This is a genomic window from Motiliproteus coralliicola, from assembly GCF_003345655.1.
Classification (GTDB): domain Bacteria; phylum Pseudomonadota; class Gammaproteobacteria; order Pseudomonadales; family Balneatricaceae; genus Motiliproteus; species Motiliproteus coralliicola.
On sequence record NZ_QQOH01000003.1, the window covers coordinates 405,058 to 418,807 of the forward strand.

The window sequence follows — 13,750 nt, forward strand, 5'->3', positions numbered from 1 at the left end:
CTACGGTAACGCCCCCATGCTAAAACGAATCGCTACCCTCGCTTTGCTGATGTCCCCGGGTATCGCCATGGCCGATGAACTCAACGGCGCCAATACCGCCTGGATTCTCACCTCAACCGCGCTGGTGCTGTTTATGACCCTGCCCGGCCTAGCGCTGTTCTACGGCGGTCTGGTCCGCTCCAAGAACGTCCTGTCGGTGTTGATGCAGTGCTTCACCATCGCCGGCGTCGCGTCGATCATCTGGATGATGTTCGGCTACAGCCTGGCCTTTGGCGAAGGCAACGCCTGGATCGGCGACCTGAGCAAGGTAATGATGGCCGGTATCAGCAAAGACACGCTGATGGGGGATATTCCCGAACCGCTGTTCATGCTGTTCCAGATGACCTTCGCGATCATTACTCCGGCGCTGATCATCGGTGGCTTTGCCGAGCGGATGAAGTTCAGCGCCATGCTGCTGTTCAGCTGCATCTGGCTGGTACTGGTTTACTCGCCGGTTACCCACTGGGTCTGGGGCGGCGGCTGGCTTGGCCAGATGGGTCTGTACGACTTCGCCGGGGGTACCGTGGTGCATATCACCTGTGGTGTATCTGCGCTGGTTGCCGCCATTGTGGTTGGTCCCCGTAAAGGCTTCCCGCAGGTGGCAATGCCTCCGCACAACCTGACCATGACCGTCACCGGTGCCGGCATGCTGTGGGTCGGCTGGTACGGCTTTAACGGCGGCTCGGCGCTGGCAGCCAACGGCGACGCAGCGATGGCGATGCTGGTTACCCACATCTCCGCCGCAGCCGGTGTGCTGGTCTGGTCCTTTATCGAATGGGTCAAGTTCGGCAAGCCCAGCGTGCTGGGTGCGGTCACCGGGATGGTGGCTGGCCTGGGTACCATTACCCCGGCTTCCGGTTTCGTCGGCCCGGGCGGTGCACTGATCATCGGTATTGTGGCCGGTGGGGTCTGCTTTATGGCGACCCAGTACATCAAGCGCACCCTGAAGATCGATGACTCGCTCGACGTAATGCCGGTGCACGGCGTCGGCGGCATCCTGGGTACCTTTATGGCCGGTATCTTCTCCAGCACCAGCCTGGGTGTATTCAGCGGCTTCGGCTTTGCCGACGGCATCGACACCATGGGCGGACAGGTCTGGGTCCAGCTGGTGGGTATCGTCGTCACCTTCGTCTATACCGCGATCGTCACCTGGATCATCCTCAAGCTGGTGGGCGCGATGGTCGGGCTGCGGGTTGATGAGGATGTCGAGATTCAAGGCCTGGATACCGCCGAACACGAAGAGACCGGTTACAACCTGTAACTCATCCAAGCGGCCTTGTGTCCGCCCTTAACTGGGTTCAACAGGGCTTCTAGGTACCCCAAAAAAACAGGGGTGTCGTTGCGACACCCCTGTTTCATTTCGGCCCCAGTTCAGGCCTGTATGGTCACCCTTAGTGACCGGCACCACATGGATGGTGCTTCGTGAAACGGGTCAAAACCCGTCTTAGATCGCGTGCATGCTGCAACTTCCCGGCGCGCTGCGCATGCTGGATATCATCCACAATCATGTGTTGTATCCGTTCTATACCCTGGTCGGTGTGGAGCAAATGTTCGCATTCTGCCAACGCCGGCAAACCTTGCAGATGCTCATGCTCGGCCACCGCATCGACTTCACTCTGATGGAGATCGCTGACTTCCAGGCAGTCCTTGTAAGTTAACATCACCAACCCCTCAAGCTTAGTTGCCAACCCCTCTAAGTGTCTGTCACCTGCCCAGTTACAGAATAGGCCGAAGCCCGGTGCAATTCAGCTGAACATTTTTCAGCCAATCCAAAGCCGCCGGGAGTCTGTTTCAATTGCCAACAGGTTCAGCCTGGACTAGTGCCGAGATCTTCCCCCAGCGCCGAGCCGGGCTGATCAGCGGCGCTTGGTAAAGGGTGCCAGGCCATCGCCGAGGGCACCGGATCCGGCCTGATCGCCGGCGGGCTTGTTACCGCTGGGTTTACGGCGTTTGCCGATCGATTTCTGGTCCCGCAGCCGCTGCTTGGGCTTCTTGGCTCCGGCTTCTGACTCGCCGCGACGCTTATCACCGCGGCCCTTGGTACGCTTGCCGATACCGGCCGCCTTGCCGGAGGACTTGAGCTTGGCCGGCCCCTTATACTTGCCTTCCAACCCGGGCACGACCCGACGCTCAAACTGCAGTCGCAGGTAACGCTCGATGCTGGCCATCAGATTCCATTCCGAAGCGCTGATCAGGCTGACTGCCAGTCCACTCTCCCCGGCTCGCCCGGTACGACCAACCCGGTGCACATGCTCATCACCGCTCCGGGCCATATCAAAATTGATCACAAGATCGACACCGCTGATATCCAGACCTCGGGCCGCCACATCGGTGGCCACCAGGATGTTGATATTGCCGCGCCGCATCCAATCCATCACCTTGTTGCGCTCATCCTGGGTCATATCCCCCTGCAATACCCCGGCACGATGGCGACGGTAGCGGATGGCACCGCCCAGGCGTTCGGCCTGAGCTTTGGTGTTGGTGAACACGATCACTTTGTTGTACTGCTCTTTCTCCAGCAGCCGGTACAGCAGTCGCTCTTTATGGGTACGATCATCGGCCAACACGATCTGCTGGCAGATATTGCCGTGCTGATCTCGGGCGCCGCTGAGGATCAGTTCTTCCGGATCCCGGAGAACCCGATCCACCACCTGCATCAACCCCTTGGTCTTCAGGGTCGCCGACAGCAGCAGGGTCTGACGCTCGGCCCGGCAATTCTCGGCGATCGCCAGCACATCCTCGGCAAAGCCCAGGTCCAGCATTCGATCGGCCTCATCGAGGACCAACACTTCCAAGTCACTCAGATCGCAGGAGTTACGCTTGATATGCTCCAGCATTCGCCCCGGCGTGGCGATAATCAGTTCCGGATTCTTACGAAAGATCGAACGCTGGTATTTAAAGTCGTCACCCCCGGTGATCAGGCCCGCCTGAAGATGGGTGAACGCGCTCAACTGCTTAAACTGCTTGAACACCTGTCGCGCCAACTCCCGGGTCGGCAGCAATACCAGGCCCCGGGTGCCGCTCTTCGGAGCGTCGGTTGCCAGAAAGCGGTGCAGGCTCGGCAGCAGATAGGCGGCGGTCTTACCGCTGCCTGTTTCAGCGCTGATCAGTAGATCTCGGCCATCCAGCGCCTTGGGGATGGCTTGCTGCTGCACCTCGGTGGGCTGTTGCAGATTCAACTCGGCCAGCGCTTTTTGCAGGCGCTCATGCAGCGATAAGTCAGAAAACACGTAAATTCCTCGGATAAAACTCGAATAGGCCGGAGGGCGGCGTTAGAGCCTGTAAACTCTATTGGAACCGAACCTACTACACCTTCTGCCTTGCTGAGCGAAAAAATGGACACAGCAGGCAGGATTCAAATAGTGTTAGCAAGCCCTAGATGGCGGCCATTCTACTCAATTTCTTATCCACAGTCTGGCACAGCACCGTTTCAGCGGTACAAATTACGAGGTTTTTATGCAGATCTGGGTCGATGCCGACGCCTGCCCCAAGGTTATTCGCGATATCCTGTTCCGAGCCGCCCAGCGGGTGGAGGTCAAATTGACCCTGGTGGCCAACCAACTGATCGCCACCCCGCCCTCACCCTGGATCAGCGCTGTGCGGGTCGAGTCGGGCTTTGATATCGCCGACAACTATATCGTCCAGCAGACCCAGCCCGGCGATCTGGTCATTACCGCCGATATACCTCTGGCTGCCGAGGTGATCGAGAAGCAGGCCCTGGCCCTGAATCCGCGTGGCGAACTCTATACCAGCGAGAGCATCCGCCAGCGCCTCAATATGCGCGATTTCATGGAAACCTTACGTGCCAGCGGGGTCCAGACCGGAGGTCCTGCGGCGCTGTCCCAGGCCGACCGTCAGGCCTTCGCCAATCAGCTCGATCGACTGCTGGCCCAAAGAAGCCGCTAATCCCGGTCGCCCCCAACTATAATTACCAGCGACGAAACGAACCGACAGTTAGCGAGTCTATTGATCAAGATGCCTTGACGCTGGGTTTAGCGCGCCATGGGCGACATCGGTTGCTGAGGCCCGTCCGGCGGATAGGTCAACCCAGGCATCTTAGATTCGGTTCAAAACGAGGTGTTAATCCGACAACACCCAGGCTGAGCTGTCAGTTGTGTAGTCCGCCATTGGCGAGGTATGACCATGATTAGTCCTGACCACTGGGTTTTAGAAGAGAAAGAACGCCTTATGCCGCTGGACAAGTGGCAGAAAACTGTCGATGTCATGGCACGGGTATTCAAAGCCCCCGCCGGCTTTATCGTTCAGTCGGGTCCTGGCGGCTATCAAGTGGTCATCTCCAGCGATCAGGACAGCAACCCCTACGAACCCGGCGTACTGATTCCGGAAGAGACCAATATCTTCTGCCGCAAGGTGGTCGAACAGCGCCGCCAGCTCTACGTTAAGGACGCTTCCAAAGACCCATTCTGGGACAGTAACCCCGAAGTGACCGACGACGGCTTCCACTCCTACCTGGGGTTTCCGCTGTTCTGGCCCGATGGTCGCCCGTTTGGCACCATCTGCGTGATGGATTTCGATAGCACCGATTACGGTGAAAGCTATGTCGACCTACTCAGTGAGTTGCGTGACCTGATCGAAGCCGACCTTGGGATCCTGCACCAGTACCAGGTTATCTCCGACCTGGCGATGACCGACGAACTAACCGAACTCTACAACCGTCGCGGCTTCAACTCGGTCGCAAGCCAGTATCTAGCGCTGGCGAAACGCTCCAGCTTGAACCTGGGACTGCTGTACCTGGATATGGACGGCTTGAAACAGATCAACGACACCCAAGGCCATGCGGCCGGAGACGCCGCCTTGCAACAGCTGGCAGCCTCTATTCGCCAGGTGGTGCGGGAAAATGACGTCTCGGCACGGCTGTCCGGTGATGAGTTTGTGATGTTGGTCGCCGCTAAAGATCAACAACAGCTGGATACCATCGCCGAGAGAATCTCCGAGCTGCTGGCACAGCAACAGTTACGCGCCAGCATCGGCAGCGTACTGCTGGATAATCCGCACAAGCCGCTGCAGTTCTGGCTTGAAAAGGCCGACCGCCGCATGTACCGGCAAAAACAGCGCTAGCACCCCCGTACTTTACTGTCGCCACCAAAGCCTCCCGGCAATCCAATCTACACTGTAAGCAGATAGCAGACGGGAGGGCCTAATCATGCCGGTCAGTGTATTCGATCTATTCAAAATCGGGGTCGGTCCCTCAAGCTCCCATACCGTTGGCCCCATGCTGGCGGCTAACCGCTTTGCCACCGAGCTGGATCACAACGGCCTGCTAGCCCTAACAACCCGCGTCCAAATTCATCTGTTCGGATCCCTCAGCGCAACCGGTGTCGGTCACGCCACCGACTGTGCCTGTTTGATGGGATTGCTCGGTGAACTGCCCGATCAGATCGACCCGGACCAGATTGAGCCCTGGTTCAATCAGATCAAGACCGAGCAGCGTATCCGGCTGCTGCAACGCCACCCTGTCGACTTCGATTATGACCAAGACCTGGTGTTCGATCCGGTACCGCTGCCCGAGCATCCCAACGCGCTTCGTTTAACCGCCTACAACGACGATGGCGACAGCCTGCTCGATCAGACCTACTTCTCCATCGGCGGCGGTTTTATTCACCAACAGGGTCAGGACGAAGCCGTCGAACAGACTCCGCTGGACCTGCCCTATCCGTTCCGATCCGCAGCACAGCTGTTGGAGCTGTGTCAGCAACACAAGATCTCGATCAGCGAACTGGTGCTGCGTAACGAATCCAGCCTGCAATCCCGGCAACAGGTGATCCAGCGTCTGGTCGAGATCTGGAAGGTGATGGATGAAGTGATCGACCGGGGACTCCACAGTCGCGGCATCCTTCCCGGCGGCCTGGCGGTCAAACGGCGAGCTCCCGAGCTCTATCAGGCACTGCGGTTGAAACAGCCGGCCAATCTGATCGCCGCCAGTCTGGAAGGGATGGATTGGGTCAATCTGTTTGCGCTGGCCACCAACGAAGAGAACGCAGCTGGAGGTCGAATCGTCACCGCACCCACAAACGGCGCCGCCGGTGTGATTCCGGCGGTGCTGAAGTACCTGATCCGCTACAACCACGGCCTGGATGACGAACAGATCGCTCGGTTCTTTCTCGGTGCGGCGGCGGTGGGAGCGCTTTGTAAAACCAACGCCTCGATCTCCGGCGCCGATGTCGGTTGCCAGGGCGAGGTCGGCTCAGCCTGCGCGATGGCCGCCGCCGGTTTAACCGAGGTACTCGGGGGTAGCCCGCAGCAGGTTGAGAACGCCGCCGAAATCGGACTGGAACATAACCTTGGACTCACCTGCGATCCGGTCGGTGGTCTGGTTCAGGTTCCCTGTATCGAGCGCAATGCCATCGCCGCGATGAAGGCGATCAATGCCGCTCAGATAGCGCTCAGGGGCGACGGTGAACATTTCGTGTCGTTGGATAAGGTGATCAAGACCATGAAGGACACCGGCCACGATATGCAGGCCAAATACAAGGAGACCTCCGAGGGCGGGCTGGCCGTCAATGTGATCGACTGTTGAGGCGGCCTGGACGGTTAACGGGGATTAACCGCCCAGCCCTCTGAACCACGCCAGCAAGCTGTCGGAATAGGCCAGTCCGGCGGCCGCCACCACCACGCCGAGCAGTGCGGCCAGCACCAACTTGGTACCACCCCTTCCACCAGCTTGGTCGCCATTGCCGTTGCGAGCCTCCGGCACCGGTCGCGACTCAGCAGCCAACCCCAAGCCTCCCTCAATCGACTCGCGGCCGCTCTTTAACTCTGCCAGTCGCTGCAGGTCCTGCAGCTTCTTGCGCAGTTGCTGCTCCAGGGTTTGCAGGTCCAGGGTCTTGACGATCAACTGATAGTTTTCGTACTGCTCGTGATGCCTTGAACGCACCGGATTGTCGAACAGATACTGGGCGCAGAAACGCTGCACCTCCAGCTGGGCGCGATTGAGCTGATCACCACCGAGGCTCGTCATCTGCGACAACCGATTGATCATGCTGTTGAGTTGAAAGTGGTAAGCCAGACCCAGTCCATACAGCGCTAGCGAACGTGCAAAGCAGGCTTCCTGCTTGCCGCCGAAGATAAAGCCGCGATGGTAGTTCATCGACCAGTTACTACCCGTGTACTTACGGGTCACGCCATCCAGGTTCGGTTCCGGATCACCGCTGGCATGGGTCAGCGTGTTCAGGAACTCCTGTTTCTGCAATCCCCGCGGCATCCAGATCGCCTGGTGCAGATACTCGCCGTAGTGGACCGGTTCATTCAGACTGAGCATCTCAGATATCTGAAAGGCGCATTGGGTTTCAAGATGCTTGCGACCGATACTGTCCATGTCTCGGACCACCACCATAATGTCGGTCTGATACGGTTTGCTGAAATAACTCAGTCCGTAAACGGTACAGTCGGGATAGTTGACCTTGGTGAAGCGGCAGTTTTCCTCGAGGGACTCGTACAGCGGTGCCACCGACGAGACTGGTAAGTTCATGCCGAAGTCGGCCGGCGCTTTGGCTTTATCCGTATTGAGTAGAAAGAAAAGACCGACCTTTGTATCCATAAAAGTTATCCAGCGGTTGCAGGGGCAAGGCGAGAAATTAAAACGTCCGTTTAAAAGACTACCCTGACAAATCTTCGGGACAAGTCTGAAAGTTAATATGGCAGACTTTTTCCGCCTGCGGTTGATCCTGGGCAAAAAAATCCCCTTGGATTCAAGGCCCAGGACTTCGCTGGCCCTGATCAAAGCGGTCCGCTATGCTGATCGACCCATTGCCCCACCGAGACTTCGGCCTTGATCACCGACCCGCTGTTTTACCTGTTTGCCATCCCTGCGGTGCTGATTGTCGGCATCTCCAAGGGAGGTCTTGGTGGAGGTCTGGGATTGATCGCAGTCCCCCTGATGTCGATGGCGGTATCGCCCTTTCAAGCCGCCGCGATCATGTTGCCGATTCTGTGTGTAATGGATCTGGTCAGCATGTGGGGGTTTCGAGGTAACTACGACCGTCGCAACCTGGTAATTCTGTTGCCCGCCGCAGTACTGGGGATCGGTATCGGCGCACTCAGTTTCCAATACCTTTCCGAATCCCATATCAAGCTGATTATCGGTGTGATCGCACTGCTGTTCACCGCCAACTTCTGGCTCAACAAACTGCGTCGTCGAGTACCGCGGAAAACCCAAGCCGACACGCTCAAAGGCAGTCTATGGGGTACCCTGGCCGGCTTCACCAGTTTCAGCGTCCACGCCGGCGGCCCGCCGATGAATATCTACCTGCTGCCGCAGCAATTGGACAAGACCCTGTTTGCCGGCACCACGGTGATCTTCTTCGCGGTCATCAACTACGTCAAACTGGTGCCCTACACCCTGATGGGGATGTTGGAAAGCGGCAACCTGCTGACCTCGCTGGCCTTGATGATCTTCGCGCCGATCGGGGTCTACACCGGCATCTGGATGCACAAGCGGATCAATGAAAACCTGTTCTACCTGCTGTGCTATGGTTTGCTGTTTCTGACCAGCCTGAAAATTCTGGTGGAAGGCTTCAACGAACTGCTGCTTTAATTCTCCATTCAGGCGCTCCGGTTATGATATGGCGCTATCTATGAGAAGGAGAGTGGGATGCTCAAGCAATTCAAGGCACTGCAACGATTCGGAATCTTAGCCCTGTTCGCACTGGGATTGAGCGGCTGTGCCACACTTCAGCCCGGCTTTGAAAAACCCCAGGTCAATCTCACCTCCTTCGAGCTGCTGCCCTCCAACGGGGTCGCCCCCAAGTTCGGCATCGGGCTGCATGTGATCAACCCGAATCGAACCCCGCTGTCGCTCAAGGGGTTGGTCTATAACGTCGAGATCGAGGGGCACAAGATCCTCACCGGCGTGGCCAACGATCTGCCGGTGATAGCCGCCTACGGGGAAGGCGATATCCAGCTGCAGGCCAGCGCCAATCTGTTCAATACCCTGCGGATGCTCAGCTCGCTGGTCAACCGGCCCAGCGATAGCCTGAGCTATGACCTCAACGCCAAGCTGGATGTCGGCTCACTGCTGCCAAGGGTCGAAGTCAATGAAAGTGGCAAGATCGATCTGTCGGGATTAAGCCGCTAATTCAACTCTCCTGTTGGAGTTGCGGCAGGGTCTGAACATTTTGCTTGTTCAGCCTCTTGTTGCGCACTCACTCGCTCCACCCAGCTGGAAGACCAAAAAAAACGGCGCCCTGAGGCGCCGTTTTCAGATCCTTTCGCCGACTTACAGGAAGGCGTGGAAGGCCACCAGAGCGACCGCCAGGATCCACATCAGCGGATGGATGTCGCGGGCCTTGCCGGTGATCAGGTGGATCGCCACCCAGGAGATCACACCCAGGGTGATACCGTGGGCGATCGAGTAAGTGAACGGCATTGCGATCACGGTCAGGAAGGCCGGTACCGCATCTTCCATCTTCGTCCAGTCCAGCTCCTTGGCCGCGCCCATCATCATCGCGCCAACAACGATCAGAGCCGGTGCGGTAGCCAGCGCCGGTACCGCAGTAAACAGCGGCGTGAAGAACATCGCCAGCAGGAACATGATCGCCACGACCACCGCGGTCAGACCGGTACGGCCGCCCTCTTCGATACCGGTGGCCGATTCGATGTAGGTGGTAACCGTACTGGTACCCAACAGGGAACCGGCGGTGGTGCCGGAGGCATCCGCCATAAAGGCGCGATCGGAACCCGGCAGCTCACCCTTGTCGTTGAGGAAGCCACCCAGACGACCCACACCCAGCAGGGTGCCGGCGGTATCGAAGATATCAACGAACAGGAACGCAATGACCACGGTCACCAGCGCACCAGTGAAGATCTGCGAGAAGTCCAGCGCCGCCAGCGTTTCGGTCGGCAGGCTCGGCCAGGCCATAAACTGCTCCGGCGCAGGTGACAGGCCGAAGCCCCAGGCGATAGCGGTCAGCACCACGATACCGATCAGAATCGCACCCTTAACCTGACGAACGATCAGCCCGCTGGTGAGGATGATACCGACCAGCGACAGCAGCACCGCCGGATCGTGCAGGTCACCCAGGGTTACCAGGGTGGCCGGGTGATCGACGGTCAGCTTGGCGTTCTGGAAGCCGATGATGGCCAGAAACAGGCCGATACCGGTCATGGTCGCAATCTTGATCGCCTTGGGTATCGCATTGATCAGCTTGGTCCGGAAGCCGGTCATCGCCAGCGCCATAAAGATCAAGCCTTCGATAAATACCGCCGTCAGCGCGACCGACCAGTGCACCCCCATGCCCTGAACGACGCCGAAGGTGAAGTAGGCGTTAAGCCCCATACCCGGCGCCAACGCGAACGGGAAATTGGCGTACAGACCCATGATCAGCGTCGCGATGGCCGCTGCCAGCGCGGTAGCGATGGCGACATCGTTGGCCGGCATCCCGGAGATGCTCAGCAACTGCGGGTTCACGAACAGAATGTACGAGATGGTCAGAAAGGTGGTCAGGCCGGCCCGGATTTCGGTACCGATATCACTGCCCCGTTCGGAAATTTTGAAATAACGCACTAATGCGTCCATACAGCACTCCCCTTACTGCATTGGTTTGGTGGGCTCAGATGCTGTTCTGATGGCGCCGGGCCCAACATGTAGATGCGAACCATCCGGCTGGTCAGAATCTGAGCGGCGTATTCTAGTCGACTAAAGTCCATATGCCGACTGTTTTTGTTGACATTTGGGCAAAATATTAAACATGGATATTGTCATCCGTGTACTAAAGTCTTAGTGTTCGCGGTTTACTTGCTGTTGGGGAGTCCCACATGATCGAAAAAGTCTATCTATCAGCCCAGGATCTGCTCGAAGATTCGTTCCGTTTGGGCTTGGAGATCTACAAAAGCGGCTTTCGCCCGGACTTTATCGTCGGTGTCTGGCGCGGGGGCACCCCGGTCGGCATCGCGGTTCAGGAAATTCTCGATAACCTGGGTGTGAAAACCGACCACATTTCGATCCGCACCTCCTCCTATGTCGGTATCGGCCAGCGTGGCAAAGAAGTTCGTGTTCACGGCCTGGATTACATCATCCGCAACGTCAACGCGCCCGACTCGCTGCTGATCGTCGACGACGTGTTCGACTCCGGCCTGAGCGTCAAAGCGGTCATCGATACGCTGAAGGAAAAGGCGCGCCTGAATACGCCCGGTGATATCCGTATCGCCACCCCCTGGTTCAAGCCGGCCAACAACCAGACCGACCTGGAACCGCACTACTACCTGCACAAGTCAGACGACTGGCTGGTCTTCCCCCACGAGCTGAATGGCCTGGACCGTGAAGAGATGCTGGCGAACAAACCCGGACTGCGCGAAATCTTCGAAGAGTACGACCTCTAAGATCGACGCTTCATCTAGTGCAAAGTCTGTTTCGAAAGCCGCTGAATTCAGCGGCTTTTTTATGGCCGCTGATCAACCCTACTGGTCCGGCCGATTCTGTTTCGGCCATTCACGGGCCCTTCCCTATTCAGTAAAGGCAACCCAGATCAATTGAGAAAAGGGGATCCGAGGTTACACTGACCGAATCTTTCCAACCTCTGTCACCGTTTTATCATGACCATCAGCAACCAAGATCACGTTGCTCTGCTGCAAACCATCAGCGCGACCCTGTCCCGTTATATCAATGAGTCCAACCCCTACCGGCTGTTCAACGGACTGTTGGAGGATCTGCTGCGTTTGACCAACAGCGAGTACGGTTTTATCGGTGAAGTGTTCTACGATCGCCACCAGTCGCCCTACATCCAGAACTACGCCACCACCAATATCGCCTGGAGCGATGAGACCCGACGGCTGTATCAGGATACGGTCGAGAAAGGGATGGTGTTTAAAAAGCTCGATAGTCTCTACGGAGAAGTACTGAAGACCGCCGAACCGGTGATCGCCAACCATCCGGCCGAAGACCCTCGTGCCGGTGGGATCCCCAAGGGCCACCCACCGTTGAACAGTTTTCTGGGATTACCCTTCTATACCAACGGCCGACTCCAGGGCGTGGTCGGCATCGCCAACCGGGAGAATGGTTACGACCAGCAGTTGGTGGATTTTCTGGCCCCGTTCCTGTCGACCTGCAGCAACCTGGTCGAAGCCTATCGCAATAACCTCAAACGACTGGAGGTCGAAGAGGAGCTGCAGCGGACCAAGAGCCGAATGCTAATGTTGATGGCGGAGCAGCCGTCGCTGACACCGCAGCAACATCACCAGACGCAGCCGCTACCGTCCGGCTATCAGTTTGATTCCAACAATCTGACCCTGACCCAGCACCAACAACCGATCCATCTGACCGTTAAGGAAGCCAAGCTGTTGGCGACCTTGATCGATAATGTCGACCAGGTGGTCAGCCATCAGCACCTGGAACAGCTGATCTGGCCAGATGTAGTCGTCAGCGACAGTTCGCTCCGCTCGCTGGTGCTTCGGCTGCGTAAAAAGGTCCCTGCGATGCAGATTCAAGGGCTGGCCGGTCGCGGTTATCTGCTCAATACTCGGGTAGACGCCGAACTCCGATAGAAAATATCACCGTAATATCACCGCTCTGTGACGCCAGGCTGACCTGCGGTTGCGTTCTTCGACATACCCTAGCGGTAGTTGAAACTACCTTGGAGAACAGCAACATGAGTGAATCCTCCCTGTACCAACGTTTAGGCGGCTACGATGCGATTGCCGCGGTCTGCCATGACCTGCTCCCTCGCCTGCAAAATGACCCGCAACTGGGCCGTTTCTGGCAACACCGCGGTGATGATGGCATCGCGAGGGAAAAGCAGCTGCTGATCGACTATCTGTGCTCCGCTGCCGGCGGCCCGATGGTCTATACCGGACGTGAAATGAAGCAGTCCCATATCGGCATGCAGATCAGTCAAAGCGACTGGGACCGCTTCCTGGGACACCTCAACGGCACGCTTGACGCTTTTGCGGTACCGATGCCTGAGCGTACTGATGTACTGGCATTTATCGACAGCACCCGCGCCGATATCGTCGAAGCCTAATCGGATTGGCTACGGCAGAGCAACCTCTGCTGTAGCCAGCTCACTCCCTCACCCTGCCAAGCCCCTCTCAACAGCCTCGCCTCAGCTCTGCCCTCTCTTTTTCCCATCTCGGGTTGAAAACCTTCGGCTCGACCACATATAGAGATCAGCGGTCGCCACCTGGGACCGCCATTTTAATCGCCCGCTCTGTGTTAGAGGGGCAACCACCATATTGCTCATTTGAGGATGTGACTATGCATATCGATTTCACCCCGCTGTACCGTTCCTCCATCGGCTTCGACCGCCTGGCCAACCTGATCGAAAACGCCAACGCAGGTTCCAACCAGGCCGGCTACCCGCCCTACAACATCGAACTGCTGGACGAGAACCAATACCGAATTACCATGGCCGTGGCCGGTTTCGCCGAGTCCGAGCTGGACATTCAAAGCCAGGCCAACACGCTGGTGATCAGCGGCAAGAAGACGGCCCAGGACGATAATCGCCAGTTCCTGTATCAGGGCATCGCCGAACGCAGCTTCGAGCGCCGTTTCCAACTGGCCGACTATGTCCGCGTCACCGCCGCTTCGATGGAAAACGGCCTGCTCCACGTCGAGCTGGAACGTGAAATTCCCGAGGCGATGAAAGCCCGCAAGATCGAGATCCAAAGCGGCAAGAGTACGCTGATCGAAGGCAACTGATCCCGATAACGGGCTTTCCCACCAAGGTGGGCAGTCCAACCAAGTACGGCAGCGCTCAGG

At 57.7% G+C, this 13,750-nt stretch carries 14 protein-coding genes; 11 read left to right on the plus strand and 3 right to left on the minus strand.

From position 1 onward, the window contains the following. The first annotated feature begins 16 nt into the window (after positions 1 to 16). On the plus strand, positions 17 to 1,300 hold the full coding sequence (locus DV711_RS12715; protein ID WP_114696082.1) for an ammonium transporter: 1,284 nt from the start codon (positions 17 to 19) through the stop codon (positions 1,298 to 1,300). A gap of 196 nt (positions 1,301 to 1,496) precedes the next feature. Continuing rightward, a complete protein-coding gene (locus DV711_RS12720) occupies positions 1,497 to 1,697 on the plus strand; it encodes a hypothetical protein (RefSeq protein ID WP_114696083.1) in 201 nt (66 codons plus the stop codon). Positions 1,698 to 1,895: 198 nt separating this feature from the next. Here DV711_RS12720 and DV711_RS12725 read toward each other — a convergent pair whose 3' ends face one another. Further along, positions 1,896 to 3,269, minus strand: a complete 1,374-nt coding sequence (locus tag DV711_RS12725; protein ID WP_207802630.1) for a DEAD/DEAH box helicase — start codon at positions 3,267 to 3,269, stop codon at positions 1,896 to 1,898. A 226-nt stretch (positions 3,270 to 3,495) separates the two neighbouring features. Between DV711_RS12725 and DV711_RS12730 the strand changes: the two genes are divergently transcribed. The 3 genes from DV711_RS12730 (at position 3,496) to DV711_RS12740 (ending at position 6,577) form a co-directional block, all read left to right on the plus strand. Continuing rightward, complete coding sequence (locus tag DV711_RS12730) at positions 3,496 to 3,945, plus strand: YaiI/YqxD family protein (RefSeq protein ID WP_114696085.1); 450 nt, start codon at positions 3,496 to 3,498, stop codon at positions 3,943 to 3,945. Between the two features lie 237 nt (positions 3,946 to 4,182). Further along, the gene (locus DV711_RS12735; protein ID WP_114696315.1) at positions 4,183 to 5,118 is read left to right on the plus strand and encodes a sensor domain-containing diguanylate cyclase; all 936 of its coding nucleotides are present in this window, start codon (positions 4,183 to 4,185) and stop codon (positions 5,116 to 5,118) included. Positions 5,119 to 5,203: 85 nt separating this feature from the next. Next, a complete protein-coding gene (locus DV711_RS12740) occupies positions 5,204 to 6,577 on the plus strand; it encodes an L-serine ammonia-lyase (protein WP_114696086.1) in 1,374 nt (457 codons plus the stop codon). Between the two features lie 24 nt (positions 6,578 to 6,601). Here the strand turns inward: DV711_RS12740 and DV711_RS12745 are convergent, their stop codons facing one another. After that, positions 6,602 to 7,597 (minus strand): hypothetical protein, encoded by a 996-nt coding sequence (locus DV711_RS12745; protein ID WP_114696087.1) that lies wholly within the window; start codon positions 7,595 to 7,597, stop codon positions 6,602 to 6,604. 231 nt (positions 7,598 to 7,828) lie between these two features. On the opposite strand from DV711_RS12745, the gene DV711_RS12750 reads away from it, so the two are divergent. After that, positions 7,829 to 8,593 carry a sulfite exporter TauE/SafE family protein gene (locus tag DV711_RS12750; RefSeq protein WP_114696088.1) on the plus strand — a complete coding sequence of 255 codons (765 nt, stop codon included), beginning with the start codon at positions 7,829 to 7,831 and terminating at the stop codon, positions 8,591 to 8,593. Positions 8,594 to 8,650: 57 nt separating this feature from the next. Then, positions 8,651 to 9,133 (plus strand): LEA/WHy family protein, encoded by a 483-nt coding sequence (locus DV711_RS12755; RefSeq protein WP_114696089.1) that lies wholly within the window; start codon positions 8,651 to 8,653, stop codon positions 9,131 to 9,133. Between the two features lie 141 nt (positions 9,134 to 9,274). Here the strand turns inward: DV711_RS12755 and DV711_RS12760 are convergent, their stop codons facing one another. Next, positions 9,275 to 10,573 carry an NCS2 family permease gene (locus DV711_RS12760; protein WP_114696090.1) on the minus strand — a complete coding sequence of 433 codons (1,299 nt, stop codon included), beginning with the start codon at positions 10,571 to 10,573 and terminating at the stop codon, positions 9,275 to 9,277. A gap of 239 nt (positions 10,574 to 10,812) precedes the next feature. On the opposite strand from DV711_RS12760, the gene DV711_RS12765 reads away from it, so the two are divergent. From DV711_RS12765 to DV711_RS12780, 4 genes are all read left to right on the plus strand, one after another. After that, complete coding sequence (locus DV711_RS12765; protein WP_114696091.1) at positions 10,813 to 11,376, plus strand: phosphoribosyltransferase; 564 nt, start codon at positions 10,813 to 10,815, stop codon at positions 11,374 to 11,376. 213 nt (positions 11,377 to 11,589) lie between these two features. Further along, complete coding sequence (locus tag DV711_RS12770) at positions 11,590 to 12,537, plus strand: GAF domain-containing protein (RefSeq protein ID WP_114696092.1); 948 nt, start codon at positions 11,590 to 11,592, stop codon at positions 12,535 to 12,537. A gap of 104 nt (positions 12,538 to 12,641) precedes the next feature. Then, complete coding sequence (locus DV711_RS12775; RefSeq protein WP_114696093.1) at positions 12,642 to 13,013, plus strand: group I truncated hemoglobin; 372 nt, start codon at positions 12,642 to 12,644, stop codon at positions 13,011 to 13,013. Between the two features lie 233 nt (positions 13,014 to 13,246). Beyond that, positions 13,247 to 13,690 carry an Hsp20 family protein gene (locus tag DV711_RS12780; RefSeq protein ID WP_114696094.1) on the plus strand — a complete coding sequence of 148 codons (444 nt, stop codon included), beginning with the start codon at positions 13,247 to 13,249 and terminating at the stop codon, positions 13,688 to 13,690. Positions 13,691 to 13,750 lie beyond the last annotated feature (60 nt).

Excerpts from the sequence above, each read along its gene's own strand:
- DV711_RS12760 (WP_114696090.1), bottom strand. The coding sequence starts at position 10,573 with ATGGACGCATTAGTGCGTTATTTCAAAATTTCCGAACGGGGCAGTGAT.
- DV711_RS12715 (WP_114696082.1), top strand. The coding sequence starts at position 17 with ATGCTAAAACGAATCGCTACCCTCGCTTTGCTGATGTCCCCGGGTATC.
- DV711_RS12755 (WP_114696089.1), top strand. The coding sequence starts at position 8,651 with ATGCTCAAGCAATTCAAGGCACTGCAACGATTCGGAATCTTAGCCCTG.
- DV711_RS12740 (WP_114696086.1), top strand. The coding sequence starts at position 5,204 with ATGCCGGTCAGTGTATTCGATCTATTCAAAATCGGGGTCGGTCCCTCA.
- DV711_RS12720 (WP_114696083.1), top strand. The coding sequence starts at position 1,497 with ATGCTGCAACTTCCCGGCGCGCTGCGCATGCTGGATATCATCCACAAT.
- DV711_RS12765 (WP_114696091.1), top strand. The coding sequence starts at position 10,813 with ATGATCGAAAAAGTCTATCTATCAGCCCAGGATCTGCTCGAAGATTCG.
- DV711_RS12735 (WP_114696315.1), top strand. The coding sequence starts at position 4,183 with ATGATTAGTCCTGACCACTGGGTTTTAGAAGAGAAAGAACGCCTTATG.
- DV711_RS12745 (WP_114696087.1), bottom strand. The coding sequence starts at position 7,597 with ATGGATACAAAGGTCGGTCTTTTCTTTCTACTCAATACGGATAAAGCC.
- DV711_RS12780 (WP_114696094.1), top strand. The coding sequence starts at position 13,247 with ATGCATATCGATTTCACCCCGCTGTACCGTTCCTCCATCGGCTTCGAC.
- DV711_RS12770 (WP_114696092.1), top strand. The coding sequence starts at position 11,590 with ATGACCATCAGCAACCAAGATCACGTTGCTCTGCTGCAAACCATCAGC.
- DV711_RS12730 (WP_114696085.1), top strand. The coding sequence starts at position 3,496 with ATGCAGATCTGGGTCGATGCCGACGCCTGCCCCAAGGTTATTCGCGAT.
- DV711_RS12775 (WP_114696093.1), top strand. The coding sequence starts at position 12,642 with ATGAGTGAATCCTCCCTGTACCAACGTTTAGGCGGCTACGATGCGATT.